The 18,769-nt window shown below is 56.7% G+C and carries 19 protein-coding genes; 8 read left to right on the forward strand and 11 right to left on the reverse strand.

Annotation, left to right across the window (positions count from 1 at the left end; translation table 11 throughout):
• Positions 1 to 8: 8 nt before the first annotated feature.
• Positions 9 to 755 (forward strand): ferredoxin--NADP(+) reductase, encoded by a 747-nt coding sequence (gene fpr, locus ACOT1A_RS18855; RefSeq protein ID WP_022649803.1) that lies wholly within the window; start codon positions 9 to 11, stop codon positions 753 to 755.
• Here the strand turns inward: fpr and ACOT1A_RS18860 are convergent, their stop codons facing one another.
• On the reverse strand, positions 756 to 1,175 hold the full coding sequence (locus ACOT1A_RS18860; RefSeq protein WP_022649804.1) for a DUF805 domain-containing protein: 420 nt from the start codon (positions 1,173 to 1,175) through the stop codon (positions 756 to 758).
• A gap of 112 nt (positions 1,176 to 1,287) precedes the next feature.
• Between ACOT1A_RS18860 and ACOT1A_RS18865 the strand changes: the two genes are divergently transcribed.
• Positions 1,288 to 1,884 (forward strand): DUF1454 family protein, encoded by a 597-nt coding sequence (locus tag ACOT1A_RS18865; RefSeq protein ID WP_022649805.1) that lies wholly within the window; start codon positions 1,288 to 1,290, stop codon positions 1,882 to 1,884.
• Positions 1,885 to 1,995: 111 nt separating this feature from the next.
• Positions 1,996 to 2,763 (forward strand): triose-phosphate isomerase, encoded by a 768-nt coding sequence (gene tpiA / locus ACOT1A_RS18870; RefSeq protein WP_003862019.1) that lies wholly within the window; start codon positions 1,996 to 1,998, stop codon positions 2,761 to 2,763.
• A gap of 47 nt (positions 2,764 to 2,810) precedes the next feature.
• Here the strand turns inward: tpiA and ACOT1A_RS18875 are convergent, their stop codons facing one another.
• From ACOT1A_RS18875 to cpxP, 6 genes are all read right to left on the reverse strand, one after another.
• Complete coding sequence (locus tag ACOT1A_RS18875) at positions 2,811 to 4,115, reverse strand: SLC13 family permease (RefSeq protein WP_276170168.1); 1,305 nt, start codon at positions 4,113 to 4,115, stop codon at positions 2,811 to 2,813.
• Between the two features lie 73 nt (positions 4,116 to 4,188).
• Positions 4,189 to 4,932 carry a CDP-diacylglycerol diphosphatase gene (locus tag ACOT1A_RS18880; RefSeq protein WP_276170167.1) on the reverse strand — a complete coding sequence of 248 codons (744 nt, stop codon included), beginning with the start codon at positions 4,930 to 4,932 and terminating at the stop codon, positions 4,189 to 4,191.
• A gap of 111 nt (positions 4,933 to 5,043) precedes the next feature.
• Complete coding sequence (locus tag ACOT1A_RS18885) at positions 5,044 to 6,033, reverse strand: sulfate ABC transporter substrate-binding protein (RefSeq protein WP_276170166.1); 990 nt, start codon at positions 6,031 to 6,033, stop codon at positions 5,044 to 5,046.
• Positions 6,034 to 6,241: 208 nt separating this feature from the next.
• Positions 6,242 to 7,204, reverse strand: coding sequence for a 6-phosphofructokinase (gene pfkA / locus ACOT1A_RS18890; protein WP_003862009.1), 963 nt, complete (start codon positions 7,202 to 7,204; stop codon positions 6,242 to 6,244).
• 184 nt (positions 7,205 to 7,388) lie between these two features.
• Positions 7,389 to 8,273 (reverse strand): CDF family cation-efflux transporter FieF, encoded by an 885-nt coding sequence (gene fieF, locus ACOT1A_RS18895; protein ID WP_023298903.1) that lies wholly within the window; start codon positions 8,271 to 8,273, stop codon positions 7,389 to 7,391.
• Positions 8,274 to 8,426: 153 nt separating this feature from the next.
• Positions 8,427 to 8,933 (reverse strand): cell-envelope stress modulator CpxP, encoded by a 507-nt coding sequence (gene cpxP, locus ACOT1A_RS18900; RefSeq protein WP_023305089.1) that lies wholly within the window; start codon positions 8,931 to 8,933, stop codon positions 8,427 to 8,429.
• 150 nt (positions 8,934 to 9,083) lie between these two features.
• Between cpxP and cpxR the strand changes: the two genes are divergently transcribed.
• Entirely contained in the window at positions 9,084 to 9,782 is a 699-nt protein-coding gene (gene cpxR / locus ACOT1A_RS18905) for an envelope stress response regulator transcription factor CpxR (RefSeq protein WP_003862004.1), read from the forward strand.
• On the forward strand, positions 9,779 to 11,152 hold the full coding sequence (gene cpxA, locus ACOT1A_RS18910; RefSeq protein ID WP_022649811.1) for an envelope stress sensor histidine kinase CpxA: 1,374 nt from the start codon (positions 9,779 to 9,781) through the stop codon (positions 11,150 to 11,152). Before cpxR ends, cpxA begins: the two co-directional genes overlap by 4 nt.
• A gap of 99 nt (positions 11,153 to 11,251) precedes the next feature.
• On the opposite strand, the gene yiiM is transcribed toward cpxA, so the two are convergent.
• On the reverse strand, positions 11,252 to 11,926 hold the full coding sequence (yiiM, locus tag ACOT1A_RS18915) for a 6-hydroxyaminopurine reductase (RefSeq protein ID WP_276170165.1): 675 nt from the start codon (positions 11,924 to 11,926) through the stop codon (positions 11,252 to 11,254).
• Positions 11,927 to 11,992: 66 nt separating this feature from the next.
• Positions 11,993 to 12,613, reverse strand: coding sequence for a superoxide dismutase [Mn] (gene sodA / locus ACOT1A_RS18920; RefSeq protein WP_003861999.1), 621 nt, complete (start codon positions 12,611 to 12,613; stop codon positions 11,993 to 11,995).
• A gap of 288 nt (positions 12,614 to 12,901) precedes the next feature.
• On the opposite strand from sodA, the gene rhaT reads away from it, so the two are divergent.
• Entirely contained in the window at positions 12,902 to 13,936 is a 1,035-nt protein-coding gene (gene rhaT, locus ACOT1A_RS18925) for an L-rhamnose/proton symporter RhaT (RefSeq protein ID WP_022649813.1), read from the forward strand.
• Here the strand turns inward: rhaT and rhaR are convergent, their stop codons facing one another.
• Positions 13,937 to 14,785 carry an HTH-type transcriptional activator RhaR gene (gene rhaR / locus ACOT1A_RS18930; protein WP_017382695.1) on the reverse strand — a complete coding sequence of 283 codons (849 nt, stop codon included), beginning with the start codon at positions 14,783 to 14,785 and terminating at the stop codon, positions 13,937 to 13,939. It abuts the gene before it with no gap.
• A gap of 73 nt (positions 14,786 to 14,858) precedes the next feature.
• Positions 14,859 to 15,695, reverse strand: coding sequence for an HTH-type transcriptional activator RhaS (gene rhaS, locus ACOT1A_RS18935; RefSeq protein ID WP_022649815.1), 837 nt, complete (start codon positions 15,693 to 15,695; stop codon positions 14,859 to 14,861).
• A gap of 301 nt (positions 15,696 to 15,996) precedes the next feature.
• Here rhaS and rhaB point away from each other — a divergent pair, with 301 nt between their 5' ends.
• Both rhaB and rhaA read left to right on the forward strand, forming a co-directional pair.
• On the forward strand, positions 15,997 to 17,466 hold the full coding sequence (gene rhaB, locus ACOT1A_RS18940; protein ID WP_023298908.1) for a rhamnulokinase: 1,470 nt from the start codon (positions 15,997 to 15,999) through the stop codon (positions 17,464 to 17,466).
• Positions 17,463 to 18,722 (forward strand): L-rhamnose isomerase, encoded by a 1,260-nt coding sequence (gene rhaA / locus ACOT1A_RS18945; RefSeq protein ID WP_276170164.1) that lies wholly within the window; start codon positions 17,463 to 17,465, stop codon positions 18,720 to 18,722. Before rhaB ends, rhaA begins: the two co-directional genes overlap by 4 nt.
• The last annotated feature ends 47 nt before the right edge of the window (positions 18,723 to 18,769 follow it).

Genomic DNA, 18,769 nt, shown 5'->3' on the forward strand with positions numbered 1-18,769 from the left:
AGAAGATCATGGCGGACTGGGTAACAGGTAAAGTCACAAAGGTACAGTTCTGGACCGATGCGCTATTTAGCCTCACGCTGCACGCTCCCGTTCATCCGTTTACCGCCGGGCAGTTTGCCAAGCTCGGGCTGGATATCGACGGTGAACGCGTACAGCGCGCCTACTCTTACGTTAACGCGCCTGATAACCCGGATCTCGAGTTCTATCTGGTCACCGTCCCGGACGGTAAGCTCAGCCCGCGCCTCGCCGCGCTGAAACCGGGCGATGAGGTGCAGATTGTCTCCGACGCGGCGGGGTTCTTCGTGCTGGATGAAATCCCCGACTGTGACACGCTCTGGATGCTGGCGACCGGCACGGCCATCGGCCCGTATCTCTCTATCCTGGAGTACGGCAAAGATCTGGAGCGCTTTAAGAATATCGTGCTGGTTCACGCCGCGCGCTACGCCGCAGACCTGAGCTATTTGCCGCAGATGCAGGCGCTGGAACAGCGATATGGCGGGAAGTTAAAAATTCAGACGGTGGTCAGCCGCGAAACCGCAGCTGGCTCGTTAACCGGCCGCGTTCCGGCGTTGATTGAAAGCGGCGCGCTGGAAGAGGCGGTGGGTTTACCGATGAATACCGAAACCAGCCACGTGATGCTGTGCGGTAACCCGCAAATGGTGCGCGATACGCAGCAACTGCTGAAGGATACCCGGCAGATGACGAAACACCTTCGCCGCCGACCGGGCCATATGACCGCCGAACACTACTGGTGATCAGCGGTACTTCACCTCAAGGGTATCTTTTCCGTATTTGTTCTCGCTCTGGGTGCCGATAAACGCGCCCAGTTCGACAACCATCATCACAAAGATAACCGTCGGCAGCAGTCTGCCCACCACCCACGGGAGGATGGAGGGCAGCATTGACCAGTTCCCCGCCACCAGCATCCACGCCAGAATAATCAGAAAAGCCCAAGCGCCGGAGCGACCGCGATCGTGCAGACGTTTCACCACCACGGCGGCGGTTGGCCACAGTAAACAGACCAGCGCAAAAGCCGCAGTTTGCGTGCTCAGCCAGGCGTTATAGGCAACAAAAAACAGAAGCAGCATGGCGACAACCCACGCTGCCATCCAGATCCAGAAGTCACGGCGTCCAATACGCCCTTTGAATGAAAACAACCACTGCTGTATGGTCATGTAAGGTTCCTTATTATTGTTTAGCCCGCATTTTACCCTGGAGTTGTGACCTTTTGACAAGCCGACCAGATATCGTTTTAATCATGGGCAATGACGGCCAGGGGCAAAGTTGATGAAAAGTTCGGCACACTCTCTTTATTTGTGTTTAGCGATGCTGAGCGCCAGTTTTTCTCTGCACGCCGCGGAACCGGCTTCCCCGGTCACCGCCCCCTACCTTCTGGCGGGCGCCCCCTCTTTCGATCAATCTATCAGCCAGTTCCGCGAAGCCTTCAATAAAGAAAACCCCTCGCTTGCGCTGGGGGAGTTCCGTGCGATTGACGGTGCCCGCGATACGCCAACCCTGACCCGCGCTGCCAGCAAAATTAACGAGAATCTATATGCTTCCACTGCCCTTGAGCGCGGAACGTTAAAAATCAAAAGCATGCAGATCACCTGGCTGCCGATTCAGGGCCCAGAGCAGAAAGCGGCGAAAGCGAAAGCGCTGGAGTATATGAGCGCTATTCTGCGCGCCTTTACCCCCACCTTCACGAAAGCGCAAAGCCAGCAAAAGCTGCAAAAACTGCTTACCGCCGGGAAAAACAAACGCTATTACGCCGATACGGAAGGTGCCGTTCGCTATGTCGTCGCAGATAACGGCGAAAAGGGGCTGACCTTCGCGGTTGAACCGATTAAGCTGGCCCTATCAGACGCACTCGAGGGGGCGAATTAATGACAAAAAGCAAAGCCTTTCGAGGGAAAATCTCTATACTGATTCACAGACCATGCTGCCCTTAAGGGCGGCCATATTCCTTAATTCGCTTATTGAGCGTGGAGAATTGAAATGCGACATCCTTTAGTGATGGGTAACTGGAAACTGAACGGCAGCCGCCACATGGTAAACGAACTGGTTGCTAACCTGCGTAAAGAGCTGGCTGGCGTGACCGGCTGCGCGGTTGCTATCGCTCCGCCGGATATGTACCTGGATCTGGCTAAACGTGCCGCTGACGGCAGCCACATCATTCTGGGCGCGCAGAACGTTGACGTTAACCTGTCTGGCGCGTTTACCGGTGAAACCTCCGCTGAAATGCTGAAAGACATCGGCGCGAAATACATCATCATCGGCCACTCTGAGCGTCGCACCTACCACAAAGAATCTGACGAGTTCATCGCGAAGAAATTCGCTGTGCTGAAAGAGCAGGGTCTGATCCCGGTTCTGTGCATCGGTGAAACCGAAGCAGAAAACGAAGCGGGTAAAACCGAAGAAGTGTGCGCACGTCAGATCGACGCTGTGCTGAAAACCCAGGGCGCGGCAGCGTTCGAAGGCGCGGTTATCGCTTACGAGCCAGTCTGGGCGATCGGTACCGGCAAATCTGCAACTCCAGCGCAGGCACAGGCGGTGCACAAGTTCATCCGTGACCACATTGCAAAAGCAGACGCGAAAGTGGCTGAGCAGGTCATCATCCAGTACGGCGGTTCCGTTAACGCATCAAACGCAGCTGAGCTGTTCACCCAGCCAGACATCGATGGCGCGCTGGTTGGCGGCGCATCCCTGAAAGCAGACGCTTTCGCGGTGATCGTTAAAGCGGCAGAAGCGGCTAAGCAGGCGTAATTGCCTTTGGGGCGGGTGGCGCTTCGCTAACCCGCCCTACAAAACCACTACAAACGTCCTAATACGCTAAACCACAAATAATCCAGCGGCAGCAGCACCAGATACGTCGCAATCGCCAGCGCCAGGCAGAGCAGCATCCCCGCCTTCGCAGGCACTTTCCCTAAGCCCATCGCCACCACAATCGGCGACGCCTGATACGGCAGCAGCGGCGTGGAATACCCCAGCACCTGAATCATGATCACCGACAGCAGCGGGAAGCCGGTCGCGTCGGAGAAGCTCTGCGCCAGCGTGGTGTACAGCGCCGGAACGCCGTTGGCGGTCATAATGAAGTTGAGCGCCGTGGTGATCCCCGTCAGCGCCAGGAAGCTGGTAAACGGGCGGTCTGCATCCAGCGGCATGATATGGAGCAACGCCTCGCCTACGGCCGCACCGATACCGGTCTGCGTCACCGTAATGGCCAGCCCGAGTATACCCGCGACGTAAATACAGGTGCGCATATTCACCCCCGCCGAGAACTCCTCGCCGGTGATAAATCCGATGCGCGGCAGCATAACGATGACCGAGGCCGCCAGCCCTGTCCACGCTGGGCCCACGCCGTGCCAGCTCTCCGTTACCCACATCGTCAACACCACCGCCAGCAGCCAGGCGAGTCGTTTTTCGTCACGCCCCATCGGTTCCGATGGCGCGAGATCCTTCGCCGGTTTTGGGTTGCCGGGAAACAGCCAGCAGATCAGGCCAATCAGAATCAGGCCTTTGAGAATACCCAGCACCGGCGTGTGCAGCAGCAGATACGGGACATAGTTGAGGTGGATGCCGTATGAGCCCTCCGCCGCGCCGCTCATCACAAGGTTTGGCACGTTAGCGGGCAAAATAGTGGCCGAGAGCTGGAAGGTGCCAAACCCGACCGCCAGCGCCAGGCCAAACCAGGCCCGCGAGCCATCAGGAATGCCGGTCCGCTTCGCCATCGCGGCGACAATCGGCATCAGCAGCGCAATACGTCCCATGTTCGACGGCATCACGAATGCCAGGGCATAGCTCAGCAGCACAACGCTTGCCACCATCAGCACCCAGGAGTCGGTAAGCTTTGCCGACAGCGCCCGGGCGGCCCTGTCCGCCAGGCCGGTTTTCCGAATCGCCACGCCCAGCACAAAGCCGCTGAACACCAGCCAGAAGGCAGACGAGGCGAAGCCGCCAAAGATCACTTCCGGCGGGGCGATTCTGGCGGTCATCGCCGCCGTAAAGAACAGCAGCGCGGTGATAAATTCCGGCAACAGCGACGTCGCCCACAGCACGATGGTGACGCCGACGATCAGCGAGGGAAGCAGCAGAGGATGCGTTAACCAGAGCGACATACCTGTCTCCAGTAGAATTTTTCAGCAAGTCTACGGCGACAGGCAGGGCGAGTAAATGCTATTTATGGTGGGGTCACTTCAGGATATCGCATTGATGATCCTGCAATTCCTCAGCCGACGCACGGTTAAAGATAAGCAGGTTACGCTCTGTCGCCAGCAATACAAACGAGCCGTCTGACTGCTGCGCCATCGCCAGCGCGAAGCGTCCCATATGGTCGCGCGCTTCCGGCAGCTCTTCCGCCAGCATCATAAACGGGCTGCGCTGCACCAGTTCGTTCTCCGTCACCCGACGGGCAAGGTACTCATGCCCTTCCAGCCCGCCCGGAAGCGGTAGCCACTGGGTGCTGATTTGCCCCTGCGCCGCGTTCAGCTTCTCGCGCACGTCCGGGCGCAGGCAGGAGATGTGGATATGAAAATGGTTCTGCGTGCGTCCGGTCGGGGAGTTGATGGTCAGCGAAACAGCGCTGTCAGGCACGTCGGCTCCCCGTTTCATGCTCATAAAATGACGAGACTGCCATGCCAGCCAGAAGAAATTCGGCGTCTGAGGCTCAGTCAGCAGCGGGCTTTCGGTGCCGTTAATACGGTACGTGGGCATCAGGAGGTATTGCAGCGGCCCGTTGCGGTCTTTGAACACCACGTAGCCCGCATCTGGCTTCACCTGCGCACACGGCGCCGGGTTACGGTTTTGCAGCTGGTTGGGCACACACTGGTCGAGCACGATATGGCGCAACGCATTCGGATTACCCGCTTTCATCCAGTACACGCCGCCTGCGGCAAGGGCGATAACGATCAGAATCAGTAAGATAATTTTTTTCACAACGCGTTCCCTGTTTTCAATAGAGGCAAAAGAGTAACGCAAAATGATGACCAAATAAAAAACCCGGTGGATTTCTCACACCGGGTTACCGTGTCGTTCTTTGTAAAACGCTTAGCGCTTGCTGATCTGGTCGAAGGTGCCGCCGTTAGAGAAGTGCTCTTTTTGCGCTTTGGTCCAGCCGCCAAAAACATCATCGATAGTGAACAGCTTCAGTTTCGGGAAGGTGTTTTCGTATTTCTTCGCGACGGCCTCATCGCGCGGGCGGTAGAAGTTTTTCGCCGCAATTTCCTGCCCTTCCGGTGAGTAGAGGTACTTCAGGTAGGCTTCCGCCACCGCTTTGGTGCCCTTCTTATCAACAACCTTATCGACGACGGAGACGGTCGGCTCAGCCAGGATGGATTCGCTCGGGGTCACGATCTCGAATTTGTCTTTACCCAGCTCGTTAGTCGCCAGCAGGGCTTCGTTTTCCCAGGCAATCAGCACGTCGCCGATACCGCGCTCGACGAAGGTGTTAGTTGCGCCGCGCGCGCCGGAGTCCAGCACTTCGACATTTTTAAACAGCGCTTTCACGAATTCCTGCGCTTTAGCCTGGTCACCGTTGTTGTGGTGCAGGGCGTAGCCCCAGGCCGCCAGGTAGTTCCAGCGTGCGCCGCCGGAGCTTTTCGGGTTCGGCGTGATGACAGACACGCCCGGCTTAATCAGGTCGTTCCAGTCTTTAATCTGTTTCGGGTTGCCTTTGCGCACCAGGAAGACAATGGTCGAGGTGTATGGCGCAGAGTTGTCCGGCAGGCGCTTGATCCAGTTTTTGTCGATACGGCCACGCTCCGCGATCGCGTCTACGTCATAAGCCAGCGCCAGGGTAACCACATCGGCTTCAATGCCGTTGATCACCGATGTCGCCTGCTTACCTGAACCGCCGTGAGACTGGCGAACCACCACGTTATCGCCGGTTTCCTGTTTCCAGTGCGCCGCAAAAGCTTTGTTGTACTGGTCGTACAGTTCACGCGTCGGATCGTACGACACGTTCAGTAACTGAATGTCCTTTGCCAGAACGCTGGTCGATGCCAGCAATAATGTTAACCCCACGCCCCATTTATTCATCGCCCGGCTCTCTTGTGTAGTGTTTTGATGAATGCAGCGTGCCAGAAAGCTAACCGATGATTAAAGAATAAAAAAAGATTGGCTATAACGTGGAGGAATAAAAAAAGGATGGGCACAAAAAAGCCGGGTGGCGGCTACGCCTTACCCGGCCTACGATCCGTGCTTTTGTAGGCCCGGTAAGCGCAGCGCCACCGGGCAACAGAGCCGATCAGTACAGTTTTTTCGCGCAGTCCAGCCAGTCACCTTTGAACGGACGCTTCATGTTTTCAATGGCGTCGATGATGTCATGGTGAACCAGTTTCTCGTTCTGAATACCGACGCAGCGGCCGCCGTGGCCCTGTAGCAGCAGCTCGATCGCATACGCACCCATGCGGGACGCCAGGATACGGTCGTACGGGCCTGGGGAACCGCCACGCTGAATGTGACCCAGAACGGTCGCGCGGGTTTCGCGTTTGGTTTCGGTTTCGATGTACTTCGCCAGCTCGTCAACGTCACAGATGTGCTCGGTGATAGCAACGATGGCGTGTTTCTTACCTTTCGCGATGCCGGCTTTGATCTCTGCGACCAGATCTTCACGGCTGAACTCTACTTCCGGAACTACCACGAACTCACAGCCACCGGCAATGGCCGCCGCCAGGGTCAGGTCACCGCAGTAACGGCCCATCACTTCAACAATGGAAATACGCTGGTGAGAGGAAGAGGTGTCACGCAGGCGGTCAATCGCTTCCACAACGGTACCCAGCGCAGTGAAGTAACCGATGGTGTAGTCAGTGCCTTTGATGTCGTTGTCGATGGTGCCAGGCAGGCCGATGCACGGGAAGCCCATTTCAGTCAGACGTTTTGCACCCATGTACGAGCCGTCGCCGCCGATAACCACCAGCGCATCCAGACCCCGTTTTTTCATGTTTTCGATAGCCACTTCACGGATGTGTTCGTCACGGAATTCCGGGAAGCGAGCGGAACCGAGGAAAGTACCGCCACGGTTGATCATGTCAGACACGCTGTAGCGGTCGAGCTGAACCATGCGGTCTTCATACAGACCCAGGTAACCGTCATAGATACCAAAAACTTCCAGACCTTCCGTCAGCGCTGCACGGACAACCCCACGGATTGCCGCGTTCATGCCCGGCGCATCACCGCCGCTTGTCAACACACCGATTTTCTTAATCATGACTACCTCTGAACTTAGGAATGCAAAATTGAAATCTGCTGCCGGAAGAAACTGTTCAACCGTCGAATACTGCAAATAGTATATCAATACCTTCCAGCTGAATTGATTCAGGTCAGGCCATATGGTGGTAATTTATCCACAAAATGCTGGTCTGGCTCACTTTTTTACAACGAATTACGAAAGCTCAAAACGCCCTGGGGACGACAGAGCACGGATCCTGGTGAATAATGACGTCTGACCCAGGGAAACGCTGCAAAATCGCCTGCTCCACCTGTTCAGCGACCATATGCGCCTGAACCAGTGGCAGGTTGTCTTCCATTTCCAAATGAATCTGAATAAAGCGGGTCGGCCCTGACTGCCGCGTACGAAGATCGTGAGCACCACTGACGCCAGGCCAGTGGGTCACGATGGCATAAATTTCATCACGTTCTGCATCCGGAAGCGCACGGTCAAGAAGCGACTGTACCGCGTCATACCCCATCCGCAACGCGCTGTATAAAATATAGATCCCTATCCCTAACGCAAACAACGCATCGGCACGATGCCAGCCATACCAGGCCAGACCGAGCGCAATAAGAATTGCCCCATTCATCATAACATCAGACTGATAATGAAGCATATCGGCCCGTACAGCCTGGCTTTGTGTTTTGCGTACAACCCAGCGCTGGAACGTTACAAGAACAAGTGTGCTTATAAGTGCAACTACGGTTACGACCACACCAACGCCCGGATCGTTCATCGGAGAAGGCGAAATAAGATGCTGAATGCCGGTCAAAAACAGGAAAAGCGCGGAGCCCGAAATAAACATACTTTGTGCCAGCGCGGCCAGCGATTCCGCTTTGCCGTGGCCAAACGTATGCTCTTCATCTGCCGGTTGCAGCGAATAGCGCACCACCAGCAGGTTGGTCAGCGAGGCGGCAATATCCACCAGTGAATCCACCAGCGCCGCCAGAATACTAACCGACCCGGTGTACCACCACGCGAAAATTTTAATGATCAGCAAACACGACGCCGTCACCGTCGCGGCTATTGCGGCCCGGCTTACCAGCCGTCCATAGGATTGATTCATAAACACTCCTGTCATGCCATGGCGCTAGTATAACGGATGGTGGTGGAGTGAATGGATGAATAAAGCGTTAACAAACCGGAACGATGGGCAAAAAAAACCCCCACATCATGTGGGGGAAGACAGGGATGGTGTCTATGGCAAGGAAAACAGGGTTTACTGGTTACTACGGGTACTGCTATTGCTACTGAAAAGCGTCATATCTGAGCTTCGCTGCATCCGTGCAACCTCACGTAACTGGTTCATACGTTGCTGATGTTTGGTATTCAAAACCGCTTGCTGCTCGGGCGTTAGCAGGTGGAACATCTGGTTGCGAACCTTCGCCATTTCTACCTGGCGGGCAACCTGTTCCTGCGCCATTTTTTCTGCCTGAGCGCGTACAGCGCTTTCGTCAAAATTTTCTGCGGTGACAAGGCGATGCATTGTCTCCATTTCGCTAACATTAACAGGGGGCTGGTCGTGTCGTGCCCTCTGCATCAGATCTCGCATCTGTTGACGCTGATGTTCGGTTAAACTTATGCCGTCAAACATATGGCTTTGGCTGCTGTGCTGCGTTGCGCCCTCTGCTGAGGAACCGTTATCGCTGTTGATAGCTACAGCAGCCTGGCTAAACGCACAGAAGGCCAGCGTTGAGGCCATGACGGCAGCGGTAACTTTGCGCATCACTTGCTCCCAAAATCTTTCGTGTCGCGATTCAACGAGAGACAGTCTACGATTCAGGCTGCAAACATGCGTCAGGGGGTGTAAAACAACGTAAAGTCATGGATTAGATAGCCTTGATGTCGTAATTTCTGCCTCGGAGGTATTTAAACAATGAATAAAATCCTGTTAGTTGATGATGACCGAGAGCTCACATCTCTTTTAAAGGAGTTGCTCGACATGGAAGGTTTCAACGTCCTGGTTGCCCATGATGGGGAACAGGCGCTGAGTCTCCTTGACGACAGCATCGATTTACTTTTGCTCGACGTCATGATGCCGAAGAAAAACGGTATTGATACGTTGAAAGAGCTTCGCCAGACACACCAGACCCCCGTCATTATGCTGACCGCGCGCGGCAGCGAGCTTGACCGCGTACTCGGCCTTGAGCTGGGTGCGGATGACTATTTACCTAAGCCGTTCAACGACCGTGAACTGGTGGCCCGTATTCGCGCGATCCTGCGCCGCTCTCACTGGAGCGAGCAGCAGCAGAATACCGACAACAGCTCACCTACGCTGGAAGTGGACTCCCTGAGCCTGAACCCGGGCCGCCAGGAAGCGAGCTTCGACGGTGAAACGCTGGAGCTAACCGGCACCGAGTTCACCCTGCTGTATCTGCTGGCGCAGCATCTCGGCCAGGTGGTGTCGCGTGAACACTTGAGCCAGGAAGTGCTGGGCAAACGCCTTACCCCGTTTGACCGCGCCATTGATATGCATATCTCGAACCTGCGCCGTAAGCTGCCGGAGCGTAAAGACGGTCACCCCTGGTTTAAAACCCTGCGTGGTCGCGGTTATCTGATGGTTTCCGCTTCATGATAGGCAGCTTAACCGCCCGCATCTTCGCCATCTTCTGGCTGACGCTGGCACTGGTTTTAATGCTCGTTTTGATGTTGCCAAAACTCGACTCACGCCAGATGACGGAGCTGCTCGACAGCGAGCAACGTCAGGGCGTGATGATCGAGCAGCACGTGGAAGCGGAGCTGGCAAACGATCCGCCGAACGATTTAATGTGGTGGCGCAGGCTGTTTCGCGCTATCGACAAGTGGGCGCCCCCCGGACAACGTCTTTTACTGGTCACTAGTGAAGGCCGCGTGATTGGGGCCGATCGCAATGAAATGCAGATTATCCGCAACTTTATTGGCCAGGCGGATAACGCCGATCACCCGCAGAAAAAGAAATATGGTCGGGTAGAAATGGTGGGCCCTTTCTCGGTGCGGGATGGGGAAGATAACTACCAGCTCTACCTGATTCGCCCCGCGAGCAGTTCCCAGTCCGACTTCATCAACCTGCTGTTTGACCGTCCGCTGTTGCTGTTGATTGTCACCATGCTGGTTAGTTCCCCACTGCTGTTATGGCTGGCGTGGAGCCTGGCGAAACCGGCGCGTAAGCTGAAAAACGCGGCGGACGAAGTGGCGCAGGGCAACCTGAGGCAGCATCCGGAGCTGGAATCCGGGCCGCAGGAGTTCCTGGCCGCCGGAACCAGTTTTAACCAGATGGTGAGCGCGCTTGATCGAATGATGACGGCCCAGCAACGTCTGCTGTCGGATATCTCCCACGAGCTGCGGACGCCGCTCACGCGTTTACAGCTGGGTACCGCCCTGCTGCGCCGTCGCAGCGGTGAGAGCAAAGAGCTGGAGCGTATTGAGACGGAAGCGCATCGCCTGGACAGCATGATCAACGATCTGCTGGTGATGTCGCGCAATCAGCAGAAAAACGCGCTGGTGAGCGAAACGGTGAAAGCCAATCACCTCTGGCATGAGGTGCTGGATAACGCGGCCTTCGAAGCGGAACAGATGGGCAAATCCTTCACCGTCAATTTCCCGCCGGGCCCGTGGCCGCTGTACGGTAACCCCAACACGTTGGAAAGCGCGCTGGAGAATATCGTGCGTAACGCCCTGCGCTACTCGCACACGAAGATTGAAGTGGCGTTCTCGGTGGATAAAGACGGGATCACTATCATCGTGGACGACGACGGTCCAGGCGTCAGCCCGGAAGATCGCGAGCAGATTTTCCGTCCGTTCTACCGTACCGACGAGGCGCGCGACCGTGAATCTGGCGGTACGGGGCTGGGTCTGGCGATTGTTGAAACCGCCATGCAGCAGCACCGTGGCTGGGTGAAAGCCGATGACAGCCCGCTGGGCGGGCTGCGGCTAACGCTGTGGCTGCCGCTGTATAAGCGTTCGTAATCCCCTCACCCTAACCCTCTCCCCATAGGGGAGAGGGGACGGCTCGGTGCGGTCTTTTCACCCTCGCCCCTTTGGGGAGAGGGCCGGGGTGAGGGGCAATTATTTCCCCCACAATCTCCGCGAACTGCTCTCGATCTTGCCGCTTATCCGCCGCTTCTGCATCGTTCTGGTCCAGCTGGTGGATAATCCTGCCGCTGACAGCAGGCGGTGAAACTGTTCATCGTCGAACGGCATATGCCAGGCAATGGCACAGGCCTCGAATACCGACACCTCACTCAGGCGCGAAGCCAGCTCAATCGGCGCATCCGCCGAAACCTGTCCCGCCTGCACAACGCGATACAGCCAGCCGGTTTTACCCGCGTTTTGCAGCTGGGCCGACATATCCTGAATGCCAAAATGGTAGTTAAGTTTGAAGCACGGCGAGCGCGGCTGGGTGACCTGAATCAGAGCATCGCCCCAGCGATAAATATCGCCAATAAAGACGTTCTTCTCCGTCAGCCCTTCCGTTGAGAGATTTTCGCCAAACGCGGGGGCGACGAAAAGGTCCGCCTGTTCAGGAAATTCGGTTTTCCAGTGCTGATAGTACTCGCGCGGATAGTGGCACAGCGCGCGATCGGGCCCGCCGTGGATTTTCTTTTCGGCCTGCTGGTCGCCCGCCAGACCAAGCTCGGTAAGCGTCAGCTCACCGTCGACCTGCACTTTGGCGATAGCGCTCGGGCGACTGCCTTCGTACTCCCTTACCTTGCCTGTAAACACATTCACCGGGTAATGCATCTCCACTCCTTCAGATACAAAAAAAGCGAGTCATCAGACTCGCTTCTCACAGGCGTCAATGCAACCTTATTTTTTAGCGGCGAAACGCGCTGCTGCTTCGTCCCAGTTCACTACATCCCAGAAGGCTTTGATGTAGTCAGGGCGACGGTTCTGGAACTTCAGGTAGTAAGCGTGTTCCCACACGTCCAGACCCAGAATTGGGAAGCCGGATGCGCCAGAGATAGCTTCACCCATCAGCGGGGAGTCCTGGTTTGCGGTTGAAACGACCGCCAGTTTGTCACCTTTCAGGACCAGCCACGCCCAGCCAGAGCCGAAACGGGTTGCAGCGGCTTTTTCGAATTCCGCTTTGAAGTTGTCAACGGAACCGAAGTCACGCTCGATAGCCGCTTTCAGGTCGCCCTGAAGGGTGGTGCCGGTTTTCAGGCCTTTCCAGAACAGGCTGTGGTTAGCGTGACCGCCCGCGTTGTTGCGCAGCACGGTTTTCTTGTCTGCTGGCAGCTGGTCCAGTTTGGTGATCAGCTCTTCAACAGGCAGATTAGCGAACTCTGGCAGGCTTTCCAGCGCAGCATTCGCGTTATTCACGTAGGTCTGGTGATGTTTAGTGTGATGGATTTCCATCGTCTGCTTGTCGAAATGCGGTTCCAGTGCGTCGTAGGCATACGGCAGGGATGGCAGTGTATAACTCATAATCCTCTCCATTATTGTCGGGCGGCACAGCTGTTAATGCCGCGTAAGCAGTTGGTTCATTATAGTTAATTAAATGATATTGAAAATGATTATCAATGCCGTAGTTTTTATAAGGTTATTCGGTTTTTGAGAAATGAAGGAATTGTGAGTCTGCTCACGCGGTTAACGTGCTGATTGCCATTCAAAACAAAAGTGCGGCAACCTTCTGAAGGTTCCCAAACCGCCTAATTTTTACACTCATCAAGTCGGCGGGAAGCCTCCGGCTATAAAAACGATGAGGATGTAAAAATGAATCATGCGATTACGATGGGTATCTTCTGGCATTTGATAGGCGCGGCCAGTGCAGCCTGTTTCTATGCCCCGTTTAAAAAGGTGAAAGGCTGGTCATGGGAAACCATGTGGTCCGTTGGCGGTACCGTGTCCTGGCTGATTTTGCCGTGGACAATCAGCGCCATGCTGCTGCCCGATTTCTGGGGCTACTTCTCCTCCTTCAACGCCTCTACCCTGCTGCCGGTATTCCTGTTCGGCGCGATGTGGGGTATCGGTAATATCAACTACGGCCTCACCATGCGCTACCTCGGCATGTCGATGGGGATTGGCATCGCGATCGGCATTACGCTGATTGTTGGCACCCTGATGACGCCAATCCTCAACGGCAACTTCGATGTGCTGATCAACACCCAGGGTGGGCGAATGACGCTGCTGGGCGTGCTGGTAGCGGTGATCGGCGTGGGAATTGTCACCCGCGCGGGCCAGTTGAAAGAACGCAAGATGGGCATCAAAGCCGAAGAGTTCAATCTGAAGAAAGGGCTGCTACTGGCTGTGATGTGCGGCGTCTTCTCGGCGGGCATGTCGTTCGCGATGAACGCCGCCAAACCGATGCACGACGCCGCTGCAGCGCTGGGCGTCGACCCGCTGTACGTTGCCCTGCCAAGCTACGTGGTGATCATGGGCGGCGGCGCACTGGTAAACCTCGGCTTTTGCTTCATTCGTCTGGCAAAAGTGAAGAATCTGTCGGTAAAAGCCGACTTCTCGCTGGCAAAACCGCTGATCGTCACCAACGTCCTGCTTTCCGCCCTCGGCGGTCTGATGTGGTATCTGCAATTCTTCTTTTACGCCTGGGGTCACGCCAGTATTCCGGCGCAGTATGACTACATGAGCTGGATGCTGCACATGAGCTTCTACGTGCTGTGCGGCGGGCTGGTTGGGCTGGTGCTGAAAGAGTGGAACAACGCCGGGCGTCGTCCGGTTGGCGTGCTGAGCCTGGGCTGCGTGGTGATTATTATTGCGGCCAATATCGTCGGCCTCGGCATGGCGAACTGATTACGCTGCCTTTCGACTGCGATGACGCCACTGAACCGGCGTCATCCCCACCTCACGGTTAAACACCACCGAAAAGTAGTTACTGTCCTCAAAGCCGCAGCGCATCGCCACTTCACTCACCATCAGCTCCGTATGCTGTAACAGATACTGAGCGTGGCAGATGCGCAGCTGGCGCAGATAGTGGTTTACCGTCATCCCCGTCTGGGTGCGGAACTGCTGGCGCAGCGCGCGCTCGCTGCACTGCTCCTGCTCGCAGAATTTTTCCAGCACGAAACTCTTGTTAAGACTGCCCGCAAGCCGGGTGATGAGCTTATCCAGCAGCGCTTCCTGCGTGGTGGCGGAGGGATTATCCGTAGCGTAACGATGGCGCTTCAGGGTCATCACCAGCTGGGCAAAAAGCAGCTCCGACATCTGGTTTGCCACCGGATCGCTCTTCTGGCTCTCCTGCTCCAGCTGGGAAATCGTCTGGCGCACCTGAGCCATGCCGTTGCTGCTTAAGCGCCAGTGCGGTTCGCCTCTGGCATCATGAAAACCGGGGATATTGCCCGCCCAGTCGACATTCAGTTTAAGCCTGTCAGGGCAGTAGATGACGTTCTGCAACACCAGATCGTTAACCGAGGCGTAAGAGTGTTTATCTTCGGCGCGGATGTAGAACAGGTCTCCGCGCGTGATGCGGTAGGGACGGTCGTTGAGGACGTGCAGGCCGTTGCCCCGCCACACCAGCACCAGCTCGCAGAACTCGTGGGTATGCTCGGCAAAGACGTTTTGCGGATAGCGGTCCGCCACCGCGACGGCCTGACTCGCGGAGGCAAAAAAATCATCTTTACGAAGAATTAACTGAGCAGCCACACCACAACCTCGACGGCGAATAACCGGACATTATTAGCCTTTCTGCGGTAAAAAAACGGTGACTGCCCTCGCGTTACTGAAGCAACGCGTCTTTCCCCTGACGGATATCGCGCGGCGACCAGCTAAATTCCCGACGAAACAGCGTTGAAAAGTGGTTACTGTCGCCGAAACCGCAGCGATAGGCGATATCCGTGACGCTTTCATCCGTGTGCCTTAAAAGGTGACGCGCTTTGATCAGGCGCAGACGGTTGAGGTAGCGCTGCGGCGTCAGCCCGGTATGCTGCTTGAGCTGACGATGCAGCGTGCGCAGCGAGAGCGAAAAGTCATCCGCCAGCGTTTCCCAGCAGACATCTTCGGCAAAATGATCTTCCAGCCAGGCCATCAGCTGATTCAGGCGCGCGTCGTTATTTTCCAGCCCTTCCACCAGGCTGCTGCGCCGCAGCAGCACCAGCAGCTGCATAAACAGCATCTCGCGGGTAGCAATGGCGTGCGTCTCCTGTCCATCCTCGCTCTGCTCCATCTGGCTTACCAGCTGACGCACCTGCTGCAACGTGGACTGATTCACCCGCCAGTGCGACGGGTAGTGGCCGTCCTTCTCCTGCGGCAACAGCTGATTCAGCCCGGAGAGAAACTGAAACGCATCCGGAGAACGATAGAGCACATTGGTCAGGCACAGGTTATCGGTATGTTCATACAGGTGCCTGTCGTGATCGCGCACGAAGCACACAGTACCGCCGCTGATGGTATACGGCTGACCATTAAACACGTGGATGCCCGTTCCGTGCTCAACAATCACAATTTCATGAAAATCATGATGATGTTCCGGGAACGCAGCCTGAGGCAGCCGTGGCTCAATCGCAACCGGCGAAGCCCCCGAAGGAAAAAAATCGACGCTGTGCAGTACGGTCATAACGGCCTCTACCAATGAGAAAAGTTCTCAAAATAGTAATTAAGGCCTTCCCCGCTCACCTTAAATTTTTGACAGCAAACCGCGCAAAAGCTGCCGGTTTTTCAAGAAACAGGCGGAAAGATCGGGAAATGCGGTCAGCGTCACACTGCCTGCAAACCCCGCGATTACTGGAAACTGTGAACTCCCTCACGTTCATCTTTGCTTTCTTGCCAGCGCGAGATTTGGGCTGTCAGTGGCGAGAAGGTGGCTATTTCTTCCCTTTCTTACACTCCTCGCTAATGACTTAAGAAAGGACCCGACCATGACTTTTCGCCATTGTGTGGCTGTCGATTTAGGCGCATCCAGCGGCCGTGTAATGCTCGCCACCTGGGACTGCGACCTGCACACCCTTACGCTTCGCGAAATGCACCGTTTCGCCAATTGTCTGCAAAAACAGGACGGTTTTGTTACCTGGGATATCGACGCCCTGGAAGCAGAGATCCGCACCGGACTTCACAACGTCTGCGAAGACGGTATTCGCATCGACAGTATCGGCATTGATACCTGGGGTGTGGATTACGTGCTGCTGGACAGTCACGGCGAACGCGTCGGCCTGCCGGTCTCCTACCGCGACAGCCGCACCGATGGGCTGATGGCGCACGCCATCGCGCAGCTTGGCAAGGAGAACATCTATGGTCGCAGTGGCATCCAGTTCCTGCCGTTTAACACGCTGTATCAGCTACGTGCGCTGGTTGAGCAACAGCCTGAGCTGGTCGAAAAGGTGGCGCATGCGCTGCTGATCCCGGACTACTTAAGCTACCGTCTGACCGGCAATATGAACTGGGAATACACCAACGCCACCACCACGCAGCTGGTCAACATCAACACCGATAACTGGGATGAACATCTGCTGGCCTGGACGGGCGCCTCGCCGTCCTGGTTCGGCGCACCAACCCATCCGGGCAATGTGATCGGCCACTGGCTTTGCCCGCAGGGGAATGAAATCCCTGTTGTCGCCGTCGCCAGTCACGACACCGCGAGCGCGGTCATTGCCTCGCCGCTCGCCGACAAAGATGCGGCCTATCTCTCTTCCGGCACCTGGTCGCTGATGGGCTTCGAGAGCAAAACCCCGTACACCAGCGATGCCGCGATGGCGGCGAACATTACTAACGAAGGTGGCGCGGAAGGGCGCTACCGCGTGTTGAAGAACATCATGGGCCTGTGGCTGCTCCAGCGGGTGCTGAAAGAGCAGGCCATCACCGACCTGCCCGCGCTTATCGCGGAAACCGAAACGCTGAAGGCCTGCACCTTCCTGATCAACCCGAACGACGATCGCTTTATCAACCCGGTGCACATGAGCGCCGAAATCCAGGCCGCCTGTTTTGAAGCGGGGCAGCCGGTACCTTCCCGCCCCGCCGAGCTGGCACGCTGCATTTTTGACAGCCTCGCCCTGCTGTATGCCGACATCCTGAGCGAGCTGGCTGACCTTCGCGGCAAACCGTTCACACAACTGCATATCGTGGGCGGCGGCTGCCAGAACCAGCTGCTGAACCAGCTCTGCGCGGATGCCTGCGGCATTACCGTGGTGGCAGGTCCGATTGAAGCCTCCACGCTCGGCAATATCGGCATTCAGCTGATGACCCTGGACGAACTTTCAAACGTCGACGATTTCCGTTCGGTGGTGACGGCGAATAACAGCCTGACCACCTTCACCCCCCATCCCTGCCATGAAATTGCCCGCTACCGGGCGCAGTTTCAGCAAAAACGACTGACTAAGGAGCTTTGCGCATGACCACTCAACTTGAACAAGCCTGGGATCTGGCTAAACAGCGTTTCGCCGCCGTCGGCGTGGATGTCGAAGAGGCGCTGCGCCAGCTCGACCGTCTGCCCGTCTCCATGCACTGCTGGCAGGGTGATGACGTCGCCGGTTTCGAGAACCCGGGCGGTTCCCTGACGGGGGGTATTCAGGCCACGGGTAACTACCCGGGCAAAGCGCGCAACGCCACCGAACTGCGTGCGGATCTGGAGCTGGCGCTGAGCCTGATCCCCGGGCCAAAGCGCCTGAACCTGCACGCCATTTATCTCGAATCCGACGAGCCGGTCGCGCGTAACGAAATCAAACCGGAACACTTTAAGAACTGGGTGGAGTGGGCGAAGGCCAACCGGCTGGGTCTGGATTTTAACCCGTCCTGCTTCTCGCACCCGCTGAGCGCGGACGGGTTTACCCTTGCGCACGCCAACGACGAAATCCGCCAGTTCTGGATCGACCATGTCAAAGCCAGCCGCCGCGTCTCGGCGTATTTCGGCGAGCAGCTTGGCACGCCATCGGTAATGAATATCTGGATCCCGGACGGCATGAAGGACATCACCGTAGACCGACTGGCCCCGCGTCAGCGTCTGCTGGCCGCGCTGGATGAAGCTATCAGCGAAAAACTGGACCCGGCGCACCACATCGACGCCGTCGAGAGCAAGCTGTTCGGCATTGGCGCAGAGAGCTACACCGTGGGCTCAAACGAGTTCTACATGGGTTACGCCACCAGCCGCCAGACCGCGCTGTGCCTGGATGCCGGCCATTTCCACCCAACCGAGGTGATCTCCGACAAAATTTCCGCCGCCATGCTCTACGTGCCGCGTCTGCTGCTGCACGTCAGCCGCCCGGTGCGCTGGGACAGCGACCACGTGGTACTGCTGGATGACGAAACCCAGGCCATTGCCAGCGAAATCATCCGCCACGACCTCTTTGAACGCGTACACATTGGCCTCGACTTCTTCGACGCCTCCATCAACCGCATCGCGGCGTGGGTTATCGGCACCCGCAACATGAAGAAAGCCCTGCTGCGCGCGCTGCTGGAGCCTGTCGCCGTCCTGAAACAGCTGGAAGAAAACGGCGACTACACCGCGCGCCTGGCGCTGCTGGAAGAGCAGAAATCCCTGCCGTGGCAGGCGGTGTGGGAGATGTACTGCCAGCGTCACGATGCGCCTGCGGGCAGCCAGTGGCTGGACAACGTGCGGGCATATGAGGAAGACGTGTTGAGTCAGCGCGGGTAACTGCCCCCTCACCCCTGCCCTCTCCCCAAAGGGGAGAGGGAGCAAAC

The organism is Enterobacter cloacae complex sp. SYL003 (genome assembly GCF_049236925.1).
Classification (GTDB): domain Bacteria; phylum Pseudomonadota; class Gammaproteobacteria; order Enterobacterales; family Enterobacteriaceae; genus Enterobacter; species Enterobacter intestinihominis.